Below are 22674 nucleotides of genomic sequence, written 5' to 3' on the forward strand. Positions count from 1 at the left end.
AGGTGGTGGTGCCCGTGGAGCGCACGACCGACAGGACCGGGGACCCGCCCGACGCGGAGCTGCACCGGCGGCTGGTGTACGGCGACGAGTCCGCGCTGGGCGAGGCGTACGCCGCGTACGGCCCGCTCGTGCGGCGCGTGGCCGTGCGGGTCACCCAGAGCCCCGTCGCGGCCGAGGACGTGGCACAGGAAGTCTTCGCCCAGATGTGGAGCAGACCGTACGCCTACGACCCGGGCCGCGGCTCGCTGCGCACCTGGCTGTCGCTGCTCGCCCACCGGCGGGCCGTGGACTGGGTGCGCAGCGAGGCCCGGCACCGCAAGGCCGTCCCCGCGGACGACGCGGTGCTGTACGCCGTCCCCGACGCGAGGCCGGGCCCGGACCAGGCGGTCGTCGACCGCGAGCGCTCGCTGCTGCTGCACACGGCGCTCGCGGAACTCCCGCGCTCCCAGCGGGAGGTGGTCCACCTCGCCTACTTCGCGGGCCGCACCTACCGGCAGGCCGCCGTGGAGCTGGGCATACCCGAGGGAACCGCCAAGACCCGGCTGCGCTCGGCGCTGCGCAAGCTCGCGGAGACCCTCACCGACCCGCCGGACCCGGCGTACGAGAGGGGCGCGTGATGACGGCCCGGGCAGCGGCAGGAGGCCTGTGATGGACACGGACCACGACGGCGTACGGGCGTCGCTGGCGGCCTGGGCCGTCGGTGCGCTGGAGCCCGGCGAGCGGCGGACCGTGCCGCGGCACCTGGCCGGGTGCGATGCCTGCGCGGCGGAGGCGGAACGTTTCACGGAGCTGGTACGGCTGCTGGACGGCCCCGCCGTACCACCGCGGCGGGACGGACGGGGGAACCCCGACGACACCGCCGTGGACGCCGCCGACACCGCCGTCGCCGACGACACCGCCGCCGTCGCGGACCGTGCCGGCGACCACGCCGACGGCGTCCTCGCCGCGGCGCTCGGTCTCCGCCCCCGCACCCCGCCGGTCGCCCCGCACGCGGCCCCGTACGCCGCCGCCGTCGCCGGACTGCGGGCGCTGCTACCGGAGCTCGCGGGGCGCTGGACCGTTCCCGTCGTGCACACCTGGACCGCGCACGCGACCCTCGCGCACCTCCTCGCCGCCGACGAGCCCCTGGCGGCGGTGCTGGGCATCGCCCCGCGCGTGCCCGCCCCGCACGGAAACGGCCGGAAGGGCGCCGGTCAGGGCGGCGGAGAGGGCGCCGGGGCGGCCGGCTGGGCGGACGCCTGGAACGCGCGCACCGCCGACGTCATCGCGCACGAACTCGCCCGTACGCCCGAGCAGACCGTCGCCGCCTGGGCCGCCCAGGCCGACGCCCTGCTGGCCGCGCCGGAGGCCCGCGACACCGGACGCGCCGCCGCGCCCGCGACGCTGATGGGCATGCGGCTGCCCGTCGCCGAGCACTACCTCGTGCGCGCCTTCGAGGTGTGGATCCACACCGACGACCTCGGCCGGGCCCTGGGACTGGCCGTTCCGCCGCCTCCCGAGGAGCACCTGTGGACCCTGGTGCGCCTCGCCGTGCGCATCCTCGGCGGGGCGCTCGGCCCCGCCTCGCCCCCGGTGCTGTTCACGGTGGCCCGGAGCGCGGGCGGAGAGGCCGGCGACCAGTGGGTGCTGGGCGCCGAGGACAAGCCGGTGCGGGCCGAACTGGTGGTCGACGCCGTCGACTTCTGCCTGCTCGTCGGTGGGCGGTACCCGCCCGACGCGATCCCCAGAACGGCCGTGGGCGACGAGACCGCCGCACGGCACGTGCTGGCGACGGCGGCGTCGCTGGCCTGGCTCTGACGAGGTCCTGAGGGCGCCGGACGGCCGCGGGCCGGGCCCCCGCGAGGGATGCCCGGCCCGCCGTGCGCGTGCCGCCGCGGGGCGCGGGGTGTCAGCGCACCGGCGTGAAGTCCCTCGCCCCGATGAACTCCGGCCTGCGCACCGGTGCCGCGAACGGCTCGACCGCCGTGTTCTCCACGCTGTTGAACACGATGAACACGTTGCTGCGCGGGAACGGCGTGATGTTGTCGCCCGAGCCGTGCATGCAGTTGCAGTCGAACCAGGTCGCCGACCCGGCCCGGCCCGTGAACAGCTTGATGCCGTACTCGGCGGCCATGGCCGTCAGCGCCTCGTCGGACGGGGTGCCGGCGTCCTGCATCTGCAGCGACTTCTTGTAGTTGTCCGTGGGCGTGGCACCCGCGCAGCCGAGGAACGTCTTGTGCGACCCCGGCATGATCATGAGGCCGCCGTTGGTGTCGTGGTTCTCGGTCAGCGCGATCGACACGGACACCGTCCGCATGTTCGGCAGCCCGTCCTCGGCGTGCCAGGTCTCGAAGTCCGAGTGCCAGTAGAAGCCGGAGGCGCCGAAGCCGGGCTTCACGTTGATCCGGGACTGGTGGACGTAGACGTCCGAGCCGAGGATCTGGCGGGCCCGGCCCACCACGCGCTCGTCGCGCACCAGCCGCGCGAACACCTCGCTGATCCGGTGCACCTCGAAGACCGAGCGGATCTCCTGCGACTTCGGCTCGACGATCGAGCGCTCGTCGGCCCGGATCGCGGGGTCGCCGACCAGCCGTTCCAGCTCCGCACGGTACAGCGCGACCTCGTCGTCACCGATGAGCTGCTCGATGGCCAGGAAGCCGTCGCGCTCGTACGCCTGCAGGTCCGCGGTGGGGATGGGGCCCGGGGTGTCCGGCGCGCCCCAGACGACCGGGTCCTGGCGGGGGACGGCCACCTCGGTGGTGCCGCGCGTCGGGTACAGGTCGGTGAGCGTGGTCATCGGTTCAGACCTCCTCGGTCAGCAGGGGGTACACACCGTTCTCGTCGTGGTCCTCCCGTCCGGTGACGGGAGGATTGAAGACGCAGATGCACCGGAAGTCGGTCCTCGGGCGCATGGTGTGGCGCTCGTGGCCGTCCAGCAGGTACATCGTCCCCGGCGTGATCAGGTACTTCTCGCCGGTCTCGTCGTCGGTCAGTTCGGCCTCGCCCTCGACGCAGAGGACGGCCTCGATGTGGTTGGCGTACCACATCGACGTCTCCGTGCCCGCGTACATGGTCGTCTCGTGCAGGGAGAAGCCGACGCCCTCCTTGGCCAGGACGATGCGCTTGCTCTCCCAGGTGCCCCCGGCGGCCTTCACGTGCCGGTCGGTGCCCTCGATGTCCTTGAACGAACGGACGATCACGGTGTCTCCTTCGCCTCCTCGGTGTGCTGGTGTGCTGGTCGGAAGGGGGTGGTTCAGGCGGTCTCCCGTACGGCGCGGGCCAGGACGCTCAGGCCCTCGTCCAGCTCCTCGGGGGTGATGGTCAGCGCGGGCAGCAGCTTGACGACCTCGCTCTCCGGGCCGGACGTCTCCACGAGCAGGCCGAGCTCGAAGGCGCGCCGGGTGACCCGCTCCGCCCGCGACCTGTCGTGGAACTCGATGCCCCACACCAGCCCGCGGCCCCGGTACTCGCGCACGTCGGCGAGGTTCTCCTCGGTGACGGAGATCAGGGCCTGCTCGACCTGCTCGCCCCGGGCGCGGGTCTGCTTCTCCATGGCGGAGCCGTCGGCCCAGTACGACTCCAGCGCGGCGGTCGCCGTCACGAAGGCGGGGTTGTTGCCGCGGAAGGTGCCGTTGTGCTCGCCCGGCTCCCAGATGTCCAGTTCGGGCTTGAACAGGCACAGCGACATCGGCAGCCCGTAGCCGCTGATCGACTTCGACACGGTGACGATGTCGGGGACGATGCCCGCTTCCTCGAAGGAGAAGAAGGGGCCGGTGCGTCCGCAGCCCATCTGGATGTCGTCGACGATCAGCAGCATGTCCTGCCGGTGGCACAGGTCCTGCAGCTCGCGCAGCCACTCGGCGCGGGCGACGTTGATGCCGCCCTCGCCCTGCACCGTCTCGACGATCACCGCGGCGGGCTTGTTGAGGCCGGAGCCCTGGTCCTCCAGGAGCCGCTCGAACCAGAGGAAGTCGGGGACCTTGCCGTCGAAGTAGTTGTCGAACGGCATCGGTGTGCCGTGCACCAGCGGGATGCCCGCGCCGGCCCGTTTGAAGGCGTTGCCGGTGACGGCCAGCGAGCCCAGCGACATGCCGTGGAAGGCGTTGGTGAAGGAGACGATGGCCTCGCGCTCCTTCACCTTCCGTGCCAGTTTCAGCGCGGACTCCACCGCGTTGGTGCCCGTCGGGCCCGGGAACATGACCTTGTAGGGCAGGTCGCGCGGCCGCAGCACCAGGTCCTGGAAGGTCTGCAGGAAGGTGCGTTTGGCGGTGGTGGACATGTCGAGTCCGTGGGTGACGCCGTCGCGCTCCAGGTAGTCGATCAGGGCCCGTTTGAGGACGGGGTTGTTGTGTCCGTAGTTGAGTGATCCGGCACCGGCGAAGAAGTCCAGGTACGCGTGGCCGTCCTCGTCGTACATGCGGCTGCCCCGCGCGCGGTCGAAGACGGTGGGCCAGCCGCGGCAGTAGCTGCGCACCTCCGACTCCAGGGTCTCGAAGACGCTCAGGTCCGGCTGGGTGATGGTCACGGCGAGATCGCTCCTAGGTGCGATGAAGGTCGGTGCGATGAAGGTCGGCAGGGGTCGGCAAGGGGGTCCGGCTCGCTGGCCGGGCCGCTCACGGCCGGCGTACGGCGCTCAGCGCGCCGGCACGCCGACGCGGAGGAGCGGGCCGATGCGGTGCAGCACCTCGGGCTCGTGCGGCCCGTCGGGGAAACGGTCCGCCGCGAACAGCACCTCGTGCTCGACCGTGGCCCCGTGCCGGGCGGCGTACGAGGCGAACAGGCGCTCCGAGGCGGTGTTGCCCGGGGTGATCGTGGTCTCCAGGGTGGTCAGCGGGTGCTGCCGGGCGACGCGGGCGGTCAGTCCGTCCAGCAGCGCCCCGGCGAGGCCGCGGCCCCGGTGCGCGGGGTCGACGGCGACCTGCCACACGAGCAGGGTGTGCGGGCGCTCGGGACGGAGGTAGCCGGTGACGAAACCGACGGGCCGCCCGTCCGTGTCCCGGGCCACCGCCGAGGTGCCGGCGAAGTCACGGCACCACAGCAGATAGCTGTAGGAGGAGTTCAGGTCGAGGGTGCGGGAGTCCCTGGCGAGGCGCCACAGGGCGGCGCCGTCCGTCACGCCGGGACGGTCGATCCGCAGCCCCTCGGGCATGTTCAGGAATTCGGCTGGTAGTTCTGGCAGTTCTGGCAGGTCTGCTTGAGCAGCTGTCATGCAAATTGAACTTACCCAGCAGAAGCAGAAATTGCATCGCCGGTCGGGGTTACGGATGAGGTCCGTGCGTGTTATCGCGCGGGCAGGTACATCCCCATGGAGAGGTGGAGGAACGTACCGTTCTGACCGAAAAATGCAGGACAAAAGGGGTGTGATGTGGGGTTGCTCACACGCCTGTAACGCCGACGGAATGCGCCTGAATTACCTCGGCGGGCCTTCACCCGACTGAAATGTTTAGGATCAGGGATAGCGGGCAGAAGCATTTGGGAAGTGAGCCGGAATGCCGTAAGTGATAATTGGTGGAGAGGTAAGTGTTCAGGCTCCCGTGGTGCCGTCGATCCGCTCCCGCAGGAGGTCCGCGTGCCCGTTGTGCCGCGCGTACTCCTCGATCAGGTGGACCAGGATCCAGCGCAGGCTGACCTCCGCCCCGGCCATCGCCGGGGCGCCCTCGGGAATCCGGCCCACCGCGTCCAGCGGCCGCCCGGCGCACAGTTCCCGGCCGCGGGCGACCTCCTCGCGCCAGACGCGCAGCGCCTCGTCGATGCCGCGTTCCGGATCGAGCGCGTAGCCGGTCGGCTCCCCGTGCACCGGCGGCACGTCCAGGCCGGCGAACACCCGCTGGAACCAGTTCCGCTCGATCTCCGCGAGATGCTGCACCAGCCCGAGCAGGGTCAGCGTCGACGGCTCGACCGCCGCGCGCCGCACCTGGGCGTCGTCGAGCCCGGCGCACTTCAGTTCCAGCGTGGCCCGGTGGAAGTCGAGCCAGCTCTCCAGCACGGCCCGCTCGTCGCCGGTCATGAGCGGGACGGGGCGGCCGTCGGGGAGCGTGCGGGGTGTGTCGGTCGTCATGCGGGCAGCATTGCACAGTTGTTCGAGTTGCGGCGGGCGGCCGGGGCGGGCCGCCGCCGCGCGGCCCTACCCCCAGGCGTCCTCCGCCGCCCGGCACGCGGCCTGCGGGTCCACGGCCGGGCCGCGTCCGGCCAGCGCCGCGCCCAGGGCCGTCAGGCTCGACCGCACCGTCTCCACGGTGGCGGCGGGACCGTAGTGGTTCACCCTGATCATGTCCTTCGCCAGGGCGCCCCCGCCTGCGGCCAGCGGCAGCCCGGGGTCCTCCGCCAGCACCCGGGCGACCAGCTCGGAGGCGACGACGCCGGGCGGCGTACGGAGCGTCGTGGCGACCGGCGCGGCCTGTGCCGCCTCGTGCACGTACGGCTCCAGGCCGCCGCCGAGGGCGAGCGCGCCCGCCCGGGTCGCCGCCGCGGCGGACGCGTGCCGGGCCGTCACCGTCTCCAGGCCCTCCGCCTCGATCCGCTCCAGACACGCCTCCAGCGCCAGCATCTCCAGCTGCGCCGGGGCGTGCAGCAGGGCGCGGCGGCCGCCGTCGATCCACCGCTCCTTCCAGTCCAGCAGGGACAGGTACGAGTGGCGCGGCGCCCGCGGGTTCGCCGCCATGCGCGCCCACGCCCGCTCGCTCACCGAGATCGCCGACACCCCCGCCGGACCGCCCATCGCCTTCTGCGCCCCGATCACGCACAGGTCCACGCCCCACGCGTCCGGCAGCACCGGCTCCGCCCCGACGGAGGCGACCGCGTCCAGGTAGAACAGCGCGCCGTGCTCCCGGACCACCGTGCCGATCTCCGCGACCGGGTTGGTGTTGCCGGTCGCCGCCTCCGCGTGCACCAGCGACACGAAGTCGATCTCCGGGTGTGCGGCGAGCGCCTCGCGGACCTGTTCCGCCGTGACCGCCGTGTGGAAGGGCACGGACAGGTCGACCACCGTCGCCCCGCAGTCGCGCAGCCAGTCGCCGAAGGTCTGCCCGTACGGCCCGGTGATCACGTTGAGCGCGGTGGTGCCCGGCCCGGCGGCCCCGCGGATGGCCCCCTCCAGCGGCAGCAGCGCCTCGCCCTGGGTGATCACCACGTCCTGAGCGGTGCCGAGCAGCCGTGCCACGCGGTCCTCGATCGAGGCGAAACGCGCGGCGCTCAGCGGCGGCAGACCAAGGAGGGGATGCGTCACAGTGATGCTCTCTCTGCTCATGGGTACCAATGGCCAAAGGGTGGAAGTCATCGGTGTCGGAAGTACTGGAAGAGCGTAACCATCTCCTGCAGGAGGTCCCCGTGAACCCCGTGACCATGGTCCTCGGCCGCCGCGGCCGAGTCCTGGCCGCCGCCACCGCGACGGCCGGGCTGCTGCTCGTGGCCGGCTGCTCCTCCGGCGACGGTGACGGCGGCGGAGGCGAGACCGTCAAGGGGGTCACCCTCGTCAAGGCCGGGCAGCTCACCACCTGCACCCATCTGCCGTACCCGCCGTTCCAGTCGGAGATCGACGGCAGGGTGCAGGGCTTCGACGTGGACCTGATCGACCTGGTCGCGAAGGACCTCGGCGTCGAACAGCAGATCCTCGACACGCCGTTCGAGAACTTCAAGACGGGCGCGTTCCTCAACTCCGGCGAGTGCGACCTGGCCGCGGCCGGCATGACGATCACCGAGGAGCGCAGGAAGAACGTCGACTTCTCCGACCCGTACTTCGACGCCACCCAGGCCGTCCTCGCCGCCAGGGACAGCGGCATCACCTCCCTCGCCGACGTGAGGTCGGCGGGGCGGAAGCTCGGCGCCCAGGCCCAGACCACGGGCGAGGAGTACGTGAAGGACCAGGGCTACGACCCGGTCTCCTTCGAGAGCTCCGACGCCGTCCTCAACGGGCTGCGCACCGGCCAGGTACAGGCCGTTGTCATCGACTACCCCGTCGTCCAGGGCTGGCTGAAGAACAAGGCCAACGCCGACGCCTTCGAGGTCGTCGGCCAGCTCGAGACCGGTGAGCGGTACGGCTTCACCGTGAAGAAGGGCAACACCGCGCTCCTCGACGCCATCGACGAGGCCCTGGCGGACGCGCGGGCCGACGGCACGTACAAGAAGATCTACGAGAAGTGGATCGGCCCGTACGACGAGGACGCCGCCTCCCCGTCCCCGTCGGCCCCGTCGGCCCCGGCGGACCCGTCGGACTCGGCCGGCTCGACGGCCACCCCGGCGGACTCGTCGACCCCGGTGATGCCGACGGACTCGGCCTCCGCGTCCTTCACGCCCTCCGAGTCGCCCTCGTCCGCCTCATGAGCGGCGCGGACACGACGAGGGAACGGGCGGCACCCCGGAAACCGGGCCTGAGCCGCCGCAGGAAGCGGGCCCTGTCCCGCGCCGTGCAGTACGCCGTCTTCGTCGCGGCCGTGGCCGCCCTCGCGGTCACGGCCGACTGGGGCCGGCTGCGGAACCAGTTCGCGCAGGGAGACCTGGCCGGGGAGATGTTCCCGGAGATCATCACGCTGGCCCTGCGCAACACGGTCCTCTACACGGTCTCCGGCTTCGTCTTCGGTCTGGTGCTCGGCATGGTGGTCGCGCTGATGCGGCTGTCGTCCGTCGGCCCGTACCGCTGGGTCGCCGGCGTCTACATCGAGATCTTCCGCGGTCTGCCCGCCCTGCTGATCTTCATCTTCGTGGGCGTCGCCGTGCCGCTCGCCTTCCCCGGCACGGAGATCCCGGGCGGCACGTACGGCAAGGTCGCCCTCGCGCTCGGCCTGGTCTCCGCCGCGTACATGGCCGAGACCATCCGCGCGGGCATCCAGGCCGTGCCCCGGGGACAGATGGAGGCGGCCCGCTCGCTGGGCTTCTCGCACGCCCGCGCCATGGTCTCGATCATCGTCCCGCAGGCCTTCCGGATCGTGATCCCGCCGCTCACCAACGAACTGGTGCTGCTGTTCAAGGACTCCTCGCTGGTGCTGTTCCTCGGAGTCACGCTGCAGGAGCGGGAACTGGCCAAGTACGGCCGCGACCTGGCCAGCACCACGGCCAACTCCACGCCCATCCTGGTCGCGGGCCTGTGCTACCTGCTGGTGACGGTGCCGCTCGGCTTCGTCGTACGGCGCCTGGAGGCGAAGGCGGGGGAGGCGAAGTGAGCACACGCACACGGACGGCGGACACGGCACGGACGGCGGACACCGTCCCGGAGATCGAGATCTCCGGACTGCACAAGTCCTTCGGCGACAACCACGTCCTGCGCGGCATCGACCTGGAGATCGGCACCGGCGAGGTCGTCTGCGTCATCGGCCCCTCCGGGTCCGGCAAGTCGACGCTGCTGCGCTGCGTCAACCTGCTGGAGGAGCCCACCGGGGGCCGGGTCGTCGTCGGCGGTACGGAACTCACGGACCCGGACGTCGACATCGACGCCGTGCGCCGCCGCATCGGCATGGTCTTCCAGCAGTTCAACCTCTTCCCGCACCTGACGGTGACCGAGAACCTCACACTGCCGCAGCGCCGGGTGCTGCGGCGGGACAAGGCGGAGGCGGCGCGGGTGGCCGCGGAGAACCTGCAGCGGGTGGGCCTCGCCGAGAAGGCGGACGCGTACCCGTCCTCCCTCTCCGGCGGCCAGCAGCAGCGGGTGGCGATCGCGCGGGCGCTGGCGATGGGCCCGAGCGTGATGCTCTTCGACGAGCCGACGTCGGCCCTCGACCCCGAACTGGTCGGCGACGTCCTCGCGGTCATGCGGATGCTGGCGGACGAGGGCATGACGATGATGGTGGTGACCCACGAGATGACCTTCGCACGCGAGGTCGCCGACCGGGTCGTCTTCATGGACGGCGGCGTCGTCGTGGAGGACGGCACCCCCGGACAGGTCATCGGCAGCCCGGCCCACGAACGCACCCGCCACTTCCTCTCCCGCCTCCTGGACCCGGCGATGGCGGAGGTGGAGGAGGGGAGGGGCGGGCCGGGCCCCGGCTAAGGTGCCCCGCATGAGCGATGGCGTGGTGCTGCACGTGAGGGGGCGGGTGCTCCGCACACCCGAGGACGTCCGGGACGAACTGTGGGTCGTCGGCGGCAGGATCTCGTACGAGCGCCCCGCCGGCGCCCGCGACGTCCGCACCGTCGAGGGCTGGGTGCTGCCCGGACTGGTCGACGCGCACTGCCACGTCGGCCTGGACGCGCACGGGGCGGTCCCGAAGGAGGTCGCCGAGGAGCAGGCGCGCACCGACCGCGGGGCGGGCGCCCTGCTCCTGCGGGACGCGGGCTCCCCGTCCGACACCCGCTGGGTGGACGACCGCCGGGACCTCCCGAAGATCATCCGCGCCGGCCGTCACATCGCCCGCACCCGCCGCTACATCCGTAACTACGCGCACGAGATCGAACCGGAGGACCTCGTCGCGTACGTACGCCAGGAGGCGCGGCGCGGCGACGGCTGGGTGAAGCTGGTGGGTGACTGGATAGACCGCGAGGCGGGCGACCTGTCGGCGTGCTGGCCGCGGGAGGCGGCCGAGGCGGCGATCGCGGAGGCCCACCGCCTCGGCGCCCGCGTGACGGCCCACTGCTTCGCGGAGGACTCGCTCCGCGACCTGGTGGAGTCGGGCATCGACTGCGTCGAACACGCGACGGGCCTGACGGAGGAACTGATCCCCCTCTTCGCCTCCCGGGGCGTGGCGATCGTCCCGACCCTGGTGAACATCGCGACGTTCCCGAAGCTCGCGGCGGGCGGCGAGGCGAAGTTCCCCCGCTGGTCGGCCCACATGCGACGACTGCACGAACGCCGCTACCGGACGGTGCGCGACGCGTACGACGCCGGAATCCCCGTGTACGCCGGCACGGACGCCGGCGGCACGCTGCCGCACGGGCTGGTGGCGGCGGAGGTGGGGGAGCTGGTGAAGGCCGGCATCCCACCGGTGGCCGCCCTGTCGGCGACGACGTGGGGCGCGCGGGAGTGGCTGGGGCGCCCTGGGCTGGAGGAGGGCGCGGCGGCGGACCTGGTGGTGTACGGGGCGGATCCGCGGAGGGATGTGGGGGTGCTGGGGGCGCCGCGGCGGGTGGTGCTGAACGGGGAGGTCGTGGCCTAGGCGGTGAGTCCGCCCCGCCGGACGGGCTGATCCCAGCCCGTCCGGCGCTCGAGGACGAGGCCGCCCAGGCCGACAGCGGGGCCTGGGGGCGCAGCCCTCGGGAAGGGATGGGACGGGTAGGGGCGGCGGGGGCGCGACCCCTAGGCCAGCGCACCGCCCAGCGCCCCCAAGAACCGGTCCGACGTCGCCTCGTCCCGCACCGCCAACCGCAGCCAATCGGCGTCCAGACCCGGGAACGTGTCCCCCCGTCGCACGGCGAACCCCGCACCGCGCAACCGCTCCCGCACCGCCGCCGCCCCCGGCAGACGAACCAGCACGAACGGCCCCTCGGCCGGTTCGTGCACCACCAGGCCCGCGGCGGCGAACCGCCGCAGCCCGGCCACCAGATGCGCGCGGTCCGCCGCGATCCGGCGGGCCGTGTCCGCCGCCTCCGCCAGCGCCCGCGGCGACACGCACGCCTCCGCCGCCGCGAGCGCGGGCGTGGACACCGGCCACAGCGGCTGCGCCCGTTCCAGGCCGGCGATCGTCTCCGGCGCGCCGAGCACGTACCCGATCCGCAGCCCGGCCAGCCCCCACGTCTTGGTGAGACTGCGCAGGACGACGAGCCCGGGCACGTCCGTCCGTCCGGCCAGGGCCTCACGCTCGCCCGGCACCGCGTCCATGAACGCCTCGTCCACCACCAGCGTCCGCCCGGGCCGGGCGAGTTCCGCGATCGCCGCCGCCGGGTGCAGCACCGACGTGGGGTTCGTCGGGTTGCCCAGCACCACCAGGTCCGCGTCCCCGGGCACGGCCGCCGGGTCCAGCCGGAAGCCGTCCGCCGCCCGCAGCAGCACCCGGTCGACGGTGTGCCCGGCGTCCCGCAGCGCCGCCTCCGGCTCCGTGAACTGCGGGTGCACGACCACGGGCCGGCGCACCTTCAGGGCGCGGGCCAGCAGCACGAACGCCTCGGCGGCGCCCGCCGTCAGCAGCACCCGCTCCACGGGCAGCCCGTGCCGCGCCGCCACCGCCGCGCGCGCGGCCCGTCCGTCGGGGTAGGCGGCGAGCCCGGAGAGGGAGTCGGCTATCCGCTCCCGCAGCCACTCCGGAGGCGTGCCCGTCCGCACGTTCACGGCGAGGTCGACCAGCGCCGACCCGTCGTCGCGGACCTCGGCGTCCCCGTGGTGCCGGAGATCAGGCCCTTCGGTCTCAGTGCGCATGCGAGTGCGCGTGCCCGCCGTGGTGATGCCCGTGCCCGTGGGAGTGACCGTGGCCGTGGCCGTGCTCCCCGTCGTCGTCCGGGTGGAAGTGCGGCTGCTGCGGCAGCCCCACCTTGTCCTCGAAGCCCGGCAGCGCGATCCGGTACACGCACGAGTCGCAGTTCATGCGCAGATCGCCCTTGACCGCCTCCCGGTAGCGCTCCATCACCAGGTCGAGGAGTTCCGGCTCCGGACCGATGACGTCCGCCGACCGCACCTCGGTCTCCGGGTGCGCGGCGGCCCATTCCTCCGTCTGCTGCCGCACCCGGTCCGGAAGGATGCCCGTGAACAGGAAGTAGGGGAGGACGACGATCCGCTTCGCGCCCAGTTTCGCGCACCGGTCCAGGCCGCTCGGCACGTCCGGCGCCGCCAGCGACACGAACGCCGTCTCGACGCCCGCGTACCCGCGGCCCTCCCAGAGCAGCCGCGCCGCCTTGTGCACCTCGGCGTTGGCGTCCGGGTCGGTGGAGCCCCGCCCGACCAGCAGCACGGTCACCTCGGACCGGTCGGCCGCGGTGCCGGAGCCGGTGCCGTCCGCGAGGGCCTCGTCCAGCCGCCGCTCCAGCACGTTCAGCAGCGCGGGATGCGGGCCGAGCGGGCGCCCGTAGGTGTACGAGATCCCGGGGTGGCGTTCCTTCTCACGGGCCAGCGCCGCCGGGATGTCACCCTTCGCGTGCCCGGCGGACACCAGCATCAGCGGCACGGCGGCGAACCGGCGCACCCCCTGCTCGACCAGCTCGGTCACGGCCTCGCCCAGCGGCGGCGGGGACAGCTCGATGAAACCGCCCGCGACGGGCAGGTCGGGGTTCCGGCGCCCCAGCTCCCGTACGAAGGAGCGGAACGCCTCGGCGCCCGCGTCGTCCCGGGTGCCGTGACCGGCGATGAGCAGGGCGGGGGGCGGGGTGGTCACGGTTTCTCCTCGGGCGCGGGGGCGGTCACAGGGGTGGTGGGGTGGTACAGCAGGGCGTTCAGCGCGGCCGCGGCGACCGCCGAACCGCCCTTCTCGGACACGTTGCTGACGGCGGGCAGCCCGCTCTCGCGGAGCGCCGCCTTGGACTCGGCCGCGCCGACGAAACCGACGGGCAGCCCGATGACGAGTGCGGGGGAGGCGTCCAGGGTCAGCAGCTCCTCCAGGGCGGTCGGCGCGCAGCCGATCACCCACAGGGCGCCGGGGCCGACCTGCTCGTACGCGAGCCGGACGGCGTGCGCGGAACGCGTCAGCCCGGGACCGGACCTCGCCTCCTTCAGCCGGCAGACGGTCTCCCGCCGGGTGATCCCGGCCGCGACCATCTCCACGTCCACGACCACGGGCGCCCCGGCGTGCAGCGCGGCGTGCGCCCTCTCCAGGTCGGCCTCGGCCATGACGAGGTCCGTGGCGTAGTCGAGGTCGGCGGCGGAGTGGATCACCCGCTCCACCACCGCCCTGGTCAGCGGCGGGAAGGGGGAGGTGTCCAGACGGGCGCGCAGCCGCCGGAAGGACTCCTGCTCGATGGGGTGCACGACCCGGTCGGCCGGGGACGTCGTGCTCACTTGGGCTCCTCCTGCCAGCGGTAGCCGCGCGGCGTGACCATACGGCCCGCGATCTCACGGGTCGCGGTGTTGCCGACGGTCACCACGGTCATCATGTCGACGGTCGCCGGGTCCAGGGCCGCCAGGGTCGTCAGCCGGCTGGACTCGTCCGCGCGGGACGCGTTCCGCACGACACCGACCGGCGTCGCCGGCTCCCGGTGCTCCGCGAGGATCGCCAGCGCCTTGGGCAGCTGCCAGTCACGGCCCCGGCTGCGCGGGTTGTAGAAGGTGACCACGATGTCGGCCTCGGCCGCCGCCCGCACCCGCCGCTCGATGACCTCCCACGGCGTGTGCAGGTCGGACAGGCTGATCGACACGTGGTCGTGGCCGAGGGGCGCGCCGAGGATCGCCCCGGCCGCGAGCGCCGCCGTGACACCCGGAACACCGATCACGTCGATGTCGTCGGACGCCTCGGCCAGCGCGGGCGACGCCATCGCGTACACGCCCGCGTCACCGCTGCCGATCAGGGCCACCGCGTGCCCCTTCCGCGCCTCGGCGACCGCCGTGCGCGCCCGCTCCTCCTCGGCGCCGAGGCCGGATTCGAGGACACGGGTGCCGGGGCGGAGCAGGTCGCGGATCTGGTCGACGTACTGGTCGAGGCCGACCAGCACGGACGCGCGCCGCAGCTCCGCCTCCGCGCGCGGGGTGAGCAGGTCGCGGGCGCCGGGACCGAGCCCGACGACCGCGAGCCGGCCGCGTCCGGGACGCCGTACGACGGCGCAGGTCGCCATCGCGGGACGGCCGTCCGGGCGCTCCGACTTCCGCTTGGGCACGAGGAGTCGGCCGCCCCGGGCCAGCGCGGCGGCCTCCGCCACGGACGGCGTGCCGACGGCCGTAAGGGGCGCGTCGGACGGGTTCGGCACGCTCACGCGCGCGAGCTCCTCCGCGCCGTACGTCACCACGGGCACCCCGAGCCGTTCGGCCGCCGCCACGATGCCGGGCTCGTCCGCCTTCGCGTCCACGGTGGCGAGCTCGGCGACGCTGCGGGCGGAGAGACCCGCGTCCCGCAGGGCGGCCTCGACGAGGCCGAGGATCTCGTCCGTGGGAGCGCCCTTCGAGGCGCCCACGCCGACGACGAGGGTCGGGGGACGCAGCAGCACCTCGCGCTCGGCGGGGACGGGCTCGACGAGACGGTCCGTCAGCCGGATCGTGTACGCACCGCCGTCCGTCACCGGCAGCGGCGGCAGCGGCCAGCTCACCTCCGCCTCCAGCGCGACCGGCTCCCCGTCGAGGAGGGCCCGCGTCACCCCGGCGACGTCGCCCTCCACCGGGAGGCCGAGGGTGTCGAGGCCGGGCAGGCCCACGGCGTCCGTCGCCGTCGTCACCACCGGCTCCGCGCCCAGCACCTCGCCCACCTCGCGGGCGAGCGCGTTCGCGCCGCCGCCGTGCCCGCCGACGAGGGACACGGCGAACCGCCCGGCCTCGTCCACGCACACCACACCCGGGTCGGTGGTCTTGTCGCCCAGCAGCGGCGCGACCAGCCGGACCACCGCCCCGGTCGCGAGGAAGCACACCAGCTGCCCGCACTCCCCGAACGCCCGCCGTACGGCGTCCGCCACGGGACCGTCGTACACGCGCGTACGGTCCGGCCACGCAGCGGCCAGCCGGTCACGCGCCGCCGCACCCGCCGAGGTGGCGGAGATCAGGCCGATCACTGAGCTACTCCTTCGACTTCCGTAACTTCCGTATGAGTCATACGTGCCGGGGGCCGCACGCCCCACAGCAGGAACACGGGATTGGCCGCCGCGAGCCGGGTCACGTCCCCGGGCAGCGGCGCCAGCCGGGACGACTGGAGCAGCACGCCGTCGCAGCCGAACCCGGCCGCGACCAGCGCGTCCCGCACCGCGGGCACCCGGTCCAGGGCGGCCACGGCGACCACCACGGTCCGCCGGGCGCGCCGCGCGCACGCGGTGACGATCGCGGGCAGCTCGCGCCCCCCGCCGCCGACGAACACCGCGTCGGGGTCGTCCAGGTCCGACAGCACGGTGGGCGCCGCCCCGTGCACCACATGCACGTCGACCCCGTGCGCGGCGGCGTTGGCGCGCACCCGCTCCACCCCGTCGCGGGTCTTCTCCACCGCGACGACGGCGGCGCCGAACCGCGCGCACTCCACGGCCACGGACCCGGAGCCCGCGCCCACGTCCCACACCAGCTCGCCCGGGCGCGGCCCCAGCCGGGCCAGCGCCAGCGCCCGCACCTCGAACTTGGTGATCATCGAGTCGCGGTGGGCGAACGCGTCCTCGGCCAGTGCCCATCCGGCGGGCCCCGGCGGCGCCCCCGCGACGGTGCGCGCGGGGGCGCTCACGGACGTCCGCTCCTCGTCCAGGCACAGCACCACGTTCACCGCGTCGCCCCAGTCACGGGCCGCGGCCTCGGCCGGCGTCACCCGTTCCAGCCGCTCGCGCACCGGGTCGCCGAGCGCCGACGCCACCACCAGCACCCGCCGGCTCGCCCGCAGCCCCGCCCCCAGCTCGGCGGGCCCGGCGCCCGGCCCGGTGAGCACGGCGACCTTCGGACGGGCCCGGCACACGTTCAGCGCGGTGCGCGGGTCGCGTCCGTGCGCGCTGACCACCACGGCGTCGTCCCAGGTCAGCCCCAGCCGCGCGAACGCGGTCGCGACGGACGACACTCCGGGCCGTACGTCGAGGCGCCGCGGCCCGAACCGCTCGGCGAGCGCCCGTACGATCCCGAAGAACCCGGGGTCGCCGGAGGCGAGGACGACGACCGGCGCCTCGCGCCCGTCCGCGTGCTGCTTCGCGAGGTGCTCCTCGACCGCGTCCAGCGCGGGCGCCGGCGGACCGAGGACGATCCGCTGCACGGTGTCCGGGAGTCCGGCCGCCTCCAGGTGCCGCCGGGCGCCCACCACGAGCGCCGCCCCCGCCAGCGCCTCCCGGGCGTCCGGGGCGAGGGGCGCCCCCGTGCCCGTACCGATGACGGTGATCACGCCTGGGTACTCCGTTCCCGCTCCCGGTCGCGGTCCCGCGCCCGTTCCTCGCGCAGGGCCCTGCGCGCCTCCGGGTCGGCCTTGCGGTAGCCGTGGAAGTGACCCGGGTGGTACAGGTGCGAGCGGGTGCCGTGCGCGGCGAGGGCCGGGCCGACCAGGAACAGCGTGTGCTTCCACAGCTTGTGCTCCTTGACGGTCTCCTCCAGGGTGCCGATCGTGCACCGCACGACCAGCTCCTCCGGCCACGTCGCCTGGTACGCGACGACGACGGGCGTGCTCGTCGGATAGCCGCCCTCCAGCAGCTCCCGCACCAGCTGACCGCTGCGCGCGGCCGACAGGAACACCGCCATCGTCGTGCCGTGCTTCGCGAACTCCCGCACCTCCTCGCCGGGCGGCATGGGCGTCTTGCCACCGCCGAGCCGGGTGAGCACCACGGACTGCGCGACCTCGGGGATCGTCAGCTCGCGCTGCGCCAGCGCCGCCACGGCGGAGAAGGAGGAGACGCCCGGCACGACCTCCGTCGCGATGCCGATCTCCGCGCACCGGTCGAGCTGCTCCTGGGTGCCGCCCCACAGGGCGGGGTCGCCGGAGTGGATACGGGCGACCTTCAGGCCCTCCTCGTGGGCGCGCCGGTAGACGGCGACGACGTCTTCCAGGGACATGGCCGCCGAGTCCAGGATCTCGGCGCCCTCGCGCGCGTGGTCGAGGACCTCCGCCTGCACCAGGCTGGCCGCCCAGATCACGACGTCGGCCGCCGCGATGGCACGTGCGGCACGGAACGTCAGCAGGTCGGCGGCGCCGGGGCCGGCACCGACGAAGGTCACCTTGCCGGTGGGGGCATCGGCCATGGGGGATCGGTCCTCTCGTACGGGAAGTGGGTGAAGCGGGTGGTGGTGCCGAGTGGCGCGGGGAGGGGTCAGCGGGCGGCGGCCGTCACAGCTTCCCGCCGCGGCCGCCGTCGCGTCGCGCGGGTGCGATCAGCGTGGACAGGTACGGCAGCGGGGCGTCGTCCAGTTCGGCGGCGGGCCGGATCGACTCCTCCGGCAGCCCGAGCGCGGACCCCCACACCGCGTCCTCGATCCGCCCGGTCTCCCGCAGCGCGGCGGCCACCTCGTGCGCCTGCCGCCCGAACTTGTACGCCACGACCGTGCCCGGCCCGTGCAGCGCGTCCTTCAGTACGGCCGAGCCCGCGGTGACGGGCACCAGCGTCAGCGGCTCGGTGCCCTCCGTCAGCACGGCGCCCGACCGCGCGGCCAGGTCCTGCATGGCCGTGATGCCCGGCACGGTCTCCACGACCGTCCCCGGCACCAGCTCCCCGACGGTCAGCGCGAGGTACGTGAACGTGGAGTACACGTTGGGGTCGCCGATCGTCGCGAAGGCCACGGAGCCGTGGCGGCGCAGCAGCTCGGCCACCCGCTCCCCGGCCGCGTCCCAGGCCGCCTCGCGCCGGGCCCGGTCGGACCGCTCGTTCAGCGCGAACACGACCCGGACGACCTTCTCCTGGGGCACGTAGTGGAGCACGGTCGCCTCCGCCCGCCCCGGCTCGCCGCCGTCCCTGCCGTCGGGTGCGGCCATGACGGGCACGACGACCACGTCGGCGGCCCGCAGCGCGTTGACGCCCTTGACGGTCACCAGCTCCGGGTCACCGGGCCCGACCCCGACCCCGACCAGCCTGCTGATCTCCCTGTTCCCGCTGCTGTTCTCGCTCTTCTCGCCGTTCATGACGTCCGGCACCTCTCGACGAACCGACGGGCGACACCGGGCTCGGACGCCCAGTGCGTGTGCAAGTAACTGGCGTGCACGCCCTGCTGTACAAATCCTTCGACCCGCCGCCGGGGAGCGCGCACGCCCCAGGCGGGCGCCGGTCCCGCGCCGGGCTCGACGACGGTCCGGTGGAACTCGTGGCCCCGCATCCGCGTACCGGCGGCGGCCAGGACGCTGTCGCCGACGGCCACGGCGTCCCGGTACCCGAGCGTGAGCCGCGCGTCCATGCGCGCGGTCGCGTCGAGCACCCCGCACATGAGCCGCCCGTCCAGCTCACGGCACAGGTACAGCAGCCCGGCACACTCGGCGGCGACCGGCGCGCCGCGCTCCGCGAGCACCGCGACGGCCTTGCGCAGCGGCTCGTTGGCGGACAGCTCGGAGGCGTACACCTCGGGGAACCCGCCGCCGACGACCAGCCCGCCCGTCCCCTCGGGCAGCTCCTCGTCCCGCAGCGGGTCGAACGTGACGACCTCCGCCCCGGCGGCGGTCAGCAGTTCGGCGTGCTCGGCGTACGAGAACGTGAAGGCGGGCCCGCCGGCGACGGCGACCACCGGACGCTTTCCGTCGCGGGGCGCCGCCACAGGGGGCTCCCACGGCGCGTCCGGCAGCGCACCGGCGCCCCGCGCCAGCGCGAACAGCGCGTCCAGGTCGCAGCCCGCCCGCACCTGCGCGGCCATGGCGGCCACGGCGTCGACCGCCTCGGCCCGCCGCTCGGCGACCGGGACAAGACCCAGGTGCCGGGACGGCGTGTCCACCTGCGGCGCCCGCCGCAGCACCCCCAGCACGGGCACCCCGGACGAGTCCAGCGCCTCCCGCAGCAGCTCCTCGTGCCGGTCGGAGGCCACCTTGTTGAGGATGACGCCCCCGATCCGCACCTCCGGGTCCCACGACGCGAACCCGTGCACCAGCGCCGCCACCGACCGCGACTGCGACGACGCGTCCACGACCAGCACCACGGGCGCCCGCAGCAGCTTCGCCACCTGGGCGGTGGACGCGAGCTCGCCCTCGCCGGCGGCCCCGTCGTACAGCCCCATGACCCCCTCGACCACGGCGATGTCGCAGCCGCGCGCCCCGTGCAGGAACAGCGGAGCGACCAGCTCCGGCCCGCACAGGTAGGCGTCGAGGTTCCGCCCCGCCCGCCCGGTGGCGAGCGCGTGGTACCCGGGGTCGATGTAGTCCGGCCCCACCTTGTGCGGGGACACGGCGAGGCCGCGCGCGGTGAGCGCGGCCATCAGCCCCGTGGCCACGGTGGTCTTGCCGCTGCCCGAGGACGGCGCGGCGACGACCAGCCGGGGCACGGCGGACAGGGCGGCATTCACCACTCGATGCCCTTCTGGCCCTTCTGCCCCACGTCCATCGGGTGCTTGACCTTCGACATGTCGGTGACGAGGTCGGCGAAGTCGATCAGTGCCTCGGGTGCGTTCCGCCCGGTGATCACGACGTGCTGGGTGCCGGGCCGGTCGCGGAGCACCTCGATCACCTCGGCGGTGTCGACCCATCCCCAGTGCATGGGGTACGCGAACTCGTCGAGCACGTACAGCTTGTACGTCTCGTCCGCCAGGTCCCGCTTGACCTGCTCCCAGCCCTCGAGGGCCTTCTCCTCGTTGTCCATCTGCGCGTCGCGCTGGACCCAGGACCAGCCCTCGCCCATCTTGTGCCAGTCGACGGTGCCGCCCTCGCCGGAGGCACCGAGCACCCGCAGCGCGTTCTCCTCGCCGACCTTCCACTTCGCCGACTTGACGAACTGGAACACCCCGATGGGCCACCCCTGGTTCCAGGCGCGCAGCGCCAGCCCGAAGGCGGCGGTCGACTTGCCCTTGCCGACGCCCGTGTGCACGACGACGAGCGGACGGTTGCGGCGCTGACGGGTCGTCAGCCCGTCGTCCGGTACGACACTCGGCTGTCCCTGCGGCACTACGCGGCCCTCCTGTTGCTGCCCTGGCTGCCCTGCACGTCCCTGACCAGCCCGGCGATCGAGTCCGCCCGCAGCTCGTCCAGCGTCACCGCCGTACCGCCCAGCTCACCCGCGAGCTGCCCCGCGAGCCCCAGCCGCACCGGCCCCGCCTCGCAGTCCACGACCACGGACGCGACACCGTCGGCGGCGAACAGCCGCGCCGCCCGCCCCGCGAGCGCGACGGGCTCCGGACCACCGGTGGCCCGCCCGTCCGTCACGACCACGACGAGAGGCCGCCGCGCCGCGTCCCGCAGCCGCTCCACCCGCAGCACGTCGCGCGCCTTCAGCAGCCCGGCCGCGAGCGGCGTCCGCCCACCGGTCGGCAGCGACTCCAGCCGGGCCGCCGCCGCGTCGACGGACGAGGTCGGCGGCAGCGCCACATCGGCGGCCGACCCCCGGAACGTCACCAGCCCCACCTTGTCCCGCCGCTGGTACGCGTCCAGCAGCAGCGACAGCACGGCACCCTTCACGGCGCTCATGCGCTGCCGGGCGGCCATCGAGCCGGAGGCGTCGACGACGAAGAGGACGAGGTTGCCCTCGCGCCCTTCCCGGGTGGCCTGCCGCAGATCGTCCCTGCGGACGACGAGCCCGGGGCCCGACCGGCCCCGCGCCCGCTGGTGCGGCGCCGCGGCCTGCACGGTCGCCGCGAGGTGCAGCTTGGTGAGGGCACCCTGAGGCCGCCGGGAGCCGGTGGTCCGCCCGTGCTCGGTGCGGGCCCGGGACCGGCGGCCTGCCGTTCCCTCGCCGATGCCGGGCACGCTCAGCACCTTGGTAGGGAACGGCTCGGCGGCCCGTACGGCGGACTGCTCGCCCGCGCCGGCACCGGAGGGCCGGGGCTCGCCGCCGTCGGCGGCCTCGGGCTGGGCGGGGGCGTCGCCCGCGTCGGGGCTGTCGGGACCGTCCTGGGGCGGCTGCCCGCCACCCCCACCAGGGCCGTCCGGATCCGGATCGTCGTCGCCCGCGTTCTCGTCCCGCCCGCCGAACTGCTCCAGCGTCTCGTCGAGCTTGTCCTCGTCGAGGCCGGGCGCGTCGAAGGGCGCCCGACGCCTGCGATGAGGCAACGCGAGCAGTGCGGCTTGCCGCACATCCTCCGCCAGCACATCGGTCCGCCCGGCCCACGCGGCCAGCGCCGTTGCCGTCCGCGCCATCACGATGTCGGCGCGCATGCCGTCCACCTCGAACGCGGCACAGGTCGCCGCGATCTGCCGCAGCGCCCCGTCGCCGAGCCGCACGGACGGCAGCAGCTTCCGCGCCGCCACGACCCGCGCCCGGACGGCGACCTCCTCGTCGGCCCACCGCGCCGCGAAACCGTCCGGGTCGTCGTCGTAGGCGAGCCGCCGTCGCACGACCTCGACCCGCTGGTCGGGCTCGCGCGACGCGGCCACCTCCACGGTCAGCCCGAACCGGTCGAGCAGCTGCGGCCGCAGCTCGCCCTCCTCGGGGTTCATGGTGCCGACCAGCAGGAATCGGGCGGCATGCCGTACGGAGACGCCCTCGCGCTCGACGTAGGAGGCGCCCATGGCGGCGGCGTCGAGCAGCAGGTCGACGAGGTGGTCGTGGAGGAGGTTGACCTCGTCCACGTAGAGGATGCCGCGGTGCGCGTCGGCCAGCAGGCCCGGCTCGAACGCCTTCACGCCCTCCGAGAGCGCCCGCTCGATGTCGAGCGCGCCGACGAGCCGGTCCTCGGAGGCGCCGACGGGGAGCTCGACCATGCGCGACGGCCGCGAGGTGCCTTCACCGGGCTCGTGCGGCCCGTCCGGGCACTGGGGGTCGGGGGCCGCCGGGTCGCAGGAGAAACGGCAACCGGGGACGACGTCGACCTCCGGCAGCAGTGCGGAGAGGGCGCGTACGGCCGTGCTCTTCGCGGTTCCTTTCTCTCCCCGGACCAGCACTCCACCAACCGCGGGGCTGACAGCGTTGAGGAGCAGGGCGAGGCGGAGGTCGTCCTGTCCTACGACAGCAGTGAAGGGAAAGGGCATGCTCACGCGGTGATCACTCCTTCGGGTGACGCAGGGGAAAGCGGCTCGCCGTCCGGCCAAAAGCCCGCCGGGGTGGAGACCTGTTCCCCGCCGACGCGGGGGTGGTCCGGCGCCGTTGTATCCGTGACGGCGGATTGCAGTGTGCTCCCCGCCGACGCGGGGGTTTCCG

21 protein-coding genes and 1 pseudogene are annotated in these 22674 nt (G+C 74.0%); 6 read left to right on the plus strand and 16 right to left on the minus strand.

Annotated elements, in window-relative coordinates; translation table 11 throughout:
• The first annotated feature begins 2 nt into the window (after positions 1 to 2).
• Positions 3 to 617, plus strand: a complete 615-nt coding sequence (locus tag IEZ04_RS28100; RefSeq protein WP_189219784.1) for an RNA polymerase sigma factor — start codon at positions 3 to 5, stop codon at positions 615 to 617.
• Positions 618 to 648: 31 nt separating this feature from the next.
• Positions 649 to 1797: a zf-HC2 domain-containing protein gene (locus IEZ04_RS28105; protein ID WP_189219785.1), complete on the plus strand. Its 1149-nt coding sequence runs from the start codon at positions 649 to 651 to the stop codon at positions 1795 to 1797.
• Between the two features lie 91 nt (positions 1798 to 1888).
• On the opposite strand, the gene thpD is transcribed toward IEZ04_RS28105, so the two are convergent.
• The 6 genes from thpD to IEZ04_RS28135 all read right to left on the minus strand — a co-directional run bounded on the left by thpD (position 1889) and on the right by IEZ04_RS28135 (position 7204).
• Positions 1889 to 2776 (minus strand): ectoine hydroxylase, encoded by an 888-nt coding sequence (gene thpD, locus IEZ04_RS28110; protein WP_189219786.1) that lies wholly within the window; start codon positions 2774 to 2776, stop codon positions 1889 to 1891.
• Positions 2777 to 2780: 4 nt separating this feature from the next.
• Positions 2781 to 3179, minus strand: coding sequence for an ectoine synthase (locus IEZ04_RS28115; RefSeq protein ID WP_189219787.1), 399 nt, complete (start codon positions 3177 to 3179; stop codon positions 2781 to 2783).
• 53 nt (positions 3180 to 3232) lie between these two features.
• The gene (gene ectB, locus IEZ04_RS28120; RefSeq protein ID WP_189219788.1) at positions 3233 to 4504 is read right to left on the minus strand and encodes a diaminobutyrate--2-oxoglutarate transaminase; all 1272 of its coding nucleotides are present in this window, start codon (positions 4502 to 4504) and stop codon (positions 3233 to 3235) included.
• Between the two features lie 108 nt (positions 4505 to 4612).
• Positions 4613 to 5188 (minus strand): diaminobutyrate acetyltransferase, encoded by a 576-nt coding sequence (gene ectA, locus IEZ04_RS28125; RefSeq protein ID WP_189219789.1) that lies wholly within the window; start codon positions 5186 to 5188, stop codon positions 4613 to 4615.
• Positions 5189 to 5503: 315 nt separating this feature from the next.
• Positions 5504 to 6037, minus strand: coding sequence for a DinB family protein (locus tag IEZ04_RS28130; protein WP_189219790.1), 534 nt, complete (start codon positions 6035 to 6037; stop codon positions 5504 to 5506).
• Between the two features lie 66 nt (positions 6038 to 6103).
• On the minus strand, positions 6104 to 7204 hold the full coding sequence (locus IEZ04_RS28135) for a pyridoxal-phosphate-dependent aminotransferase family protein (RefSeq protein ID WP_189219858.1): 1101 nt from the start codon (positions 7202 to 7204) through the stop codon (positions 6104 to 6106).
• Between the two features lie 110 nt (positions 7205 to 7314).
• Between IEZ04_RS28135 and IEZ04_RS28140 the strand changes: the two are divergent.
• The 4 genes and pseudogenes from IEZ04_RS28140 to IEZ04_RS28155 form a co-directional block, all read left to right on the plus strand.
• Positions 7315 to 8160 (plus strand): annotated as a pseudogene (locus IEZ04_RS28140) (transporter substrate-binding domain-containing protein); the annotation flags it as partial.
• Positions 8161 to 8294: 134 nt separating this feature from the next.
• Complete coding sequence (locus tag IEZ04_RS28145; RefSeq protein ID WP_189219791.1) at positions 8295 to 9134, plus strand: amino acid ABC transporter permease; 840 nt, start codon at positions 8295 to 8297, stop codon at positions 9132 to 9134.
• Positions 9131 to 9958: an amino acid ABC transporter ATP-binding protein gene (locus IEZ04_RS28150; RefSeq protein ID WP_308429838.1), complete on the plus strand. Its 828-nt coding sequence runs from the start codon at positions 9131 to 9133 to the stop codon at positions 9956 to 9958. The genes IEZ04_RS28145 and IEZ04_RS28150 overlap by 4 nt, the downstream gene beginning before the upstream one ends.
• A gap of 10 nt (positions 9959 to 9968) precedes the next feature.
• Positions 9969 to 11060 (plus strand): amidohydrolase family protein, encoded by a 1092-nt coding sequence (locus IEZ04_RS28155; protein WP_189219792.1) that lies wholly within the window; start codon positions 9969 to 9971, stop codon positions 11058 to 11060.
• A gap of 140 nt (positions 11061 to 11200) precedes the next feature.
• Here the strand turns inward: IEZ04_RS28155 and cobC are convergent, their stop codons facing one another.
• From cobC to IEZ04_RS28205, 10 genes are all read right to left on the minus strand, one after another.
• Positions 11201 to 12256 carry an Rv2231c family histidinol phosphate aminotransferase CobC gene (gene cobC, locus IEZ04_RS28160; RefSeq protein WP_189219793.1) on the minus strand — a complete coding sequence of 352 codons (1056 nt, stop codon included), beginning with the start codon at positions 12254 to 12256 and terminating at the stop codon, positions 11201 to 11203.
• The gene (locus tag IEZ04_RS28165; protein ID WP_189219794.1) at positions 12246 to 13205 is read right to left on the minus strand and encodes a sirohydrochlorin chelatase; all 960 of its coding nucleotides are present in this window, start codon (positions 13203 to 13205) and stop codon (positions 12246 to 12248) included. The genes cobC and IEZ04_RS28165 overlap by 11 nt, the downstream gene beginning before the upstream one ends.
• Entirely contained in the window at positions 13202 to 13825 is a 624-nt protein-coding gene (locus IEZ04_RS28170; RefSeq protein ID WP_189219795.1) for a precorrin-8X methylmutase, read from the minus strand. Before IEZ04_RS28170 ends, IEZ04_RS28165 begins: the two co-directional genes overlap by 4 nt.
• Positions 13822 to 15519, minus strand: a complete 1698-nt coding sequence (cobJ, locus tag IEZ04_RS28175) for a precorrin-3B C(17)-methyltransferase (RefSeq protein ID WP_189219796.1) — start codon at positions 15517 to 15519, stop codon at positions 13822 to 13824. The genes IEZ04_RS28170 and cobJ overlap by 4 nt, the downstream gene beginning before the upstream one ends.
• Positions 15516 to 16808, minus strand: a complete 1293-nt coding sequence (cbiE, locus tag IEZ04_RS28180) for a precorrin-6y C5,15-methyltransferase (decarboxylating) subunit CbiE (protein WP_189219797.1) — start codon at positions 16806 to 16808, stop codon at positions 15516 to 15518. Before cbiE ends, cobJ begins: the two co-directional genes overlap by 4 nt.
• Positions 16805 to 17656: a precorrin-4 C(11)-methyltransferase gene (gene cobM / locus IEZ04_RS28185; protein ID WP_189219798.1), complete on the minus strand. Its 852-nt coding sequence runs from the start codon at positions 17654 to 17656 to the stop codon at positions 16805 to 16807. Before cobM ends, cbiE begins: the two co-directional genes overlap by 4 nt.
• 85 nt (positions 17657 to 17741) lie before the next feature.
• Positions 17742 to 18530: a precorrin-2 C(20)-methyltransferase gene (gene cobI / locus IEZ04_RS28190; protein ID WP_189219799.1), complete on the minus strand. Its 789-nt coding sequence runs from the start codon at positions 18528 to 18530 to the stop codon at positions 17742 to 17744.
• Positions 18527 to 19894, minus strand: coding sequence for a cobyrinic acid a,c-diamide synthase CobB (locus IEZ04_RS28195; RefSeq protein WP_229821319.1), 1368 nt, complete (start codon positions 19892 to 19894; stop codon positions 18527 to 18529). Before IEZ04_RS28195 ends, cobI begins: the two co-directional genes overlap by 4 nt.
• A complete protein-coding gene (gene cobO, locus IEZ04_RS28200; protein WP_189219800.1) occupies positions 19888 to 20487 on the minus strand; it encodes a cob(I)yrinic acid a,c-diamide adenosyltransferase in 600 nt (199 codons plus the stop codon). Before cobO ends, IEZ04_RS28195 begins: the two co-directional genes overlap by 7 nt.
• The gene (locus tag IEZ04_RS28205; RefSeq protein ID WP_189219801.1) at positions 20487 to 22511 is read right to left on the minus strand and encodes a putative cobaltochelatase; all 2025 of its coding nucleotides are present in this window, start codon (positions 22509 to 22511) and stop codon (positions 20487 to 20489) included. Before IEZ04_RS28205 ends, cobO begins: the two co-directional genes overlap by 1 nt.
• Positions 22512 to 22674 lie beyond the last annotated feature (163 nt).

The organism is Streptomyces ruber (assembly GCF_014648075.1).
Classification (GTDB): domain Bacteria; phylum Actinomycetota; class Actinomycetes; order Streptomycetales; family Streptomycetaceae; genus Streptomyces; species Streptomyces ruber.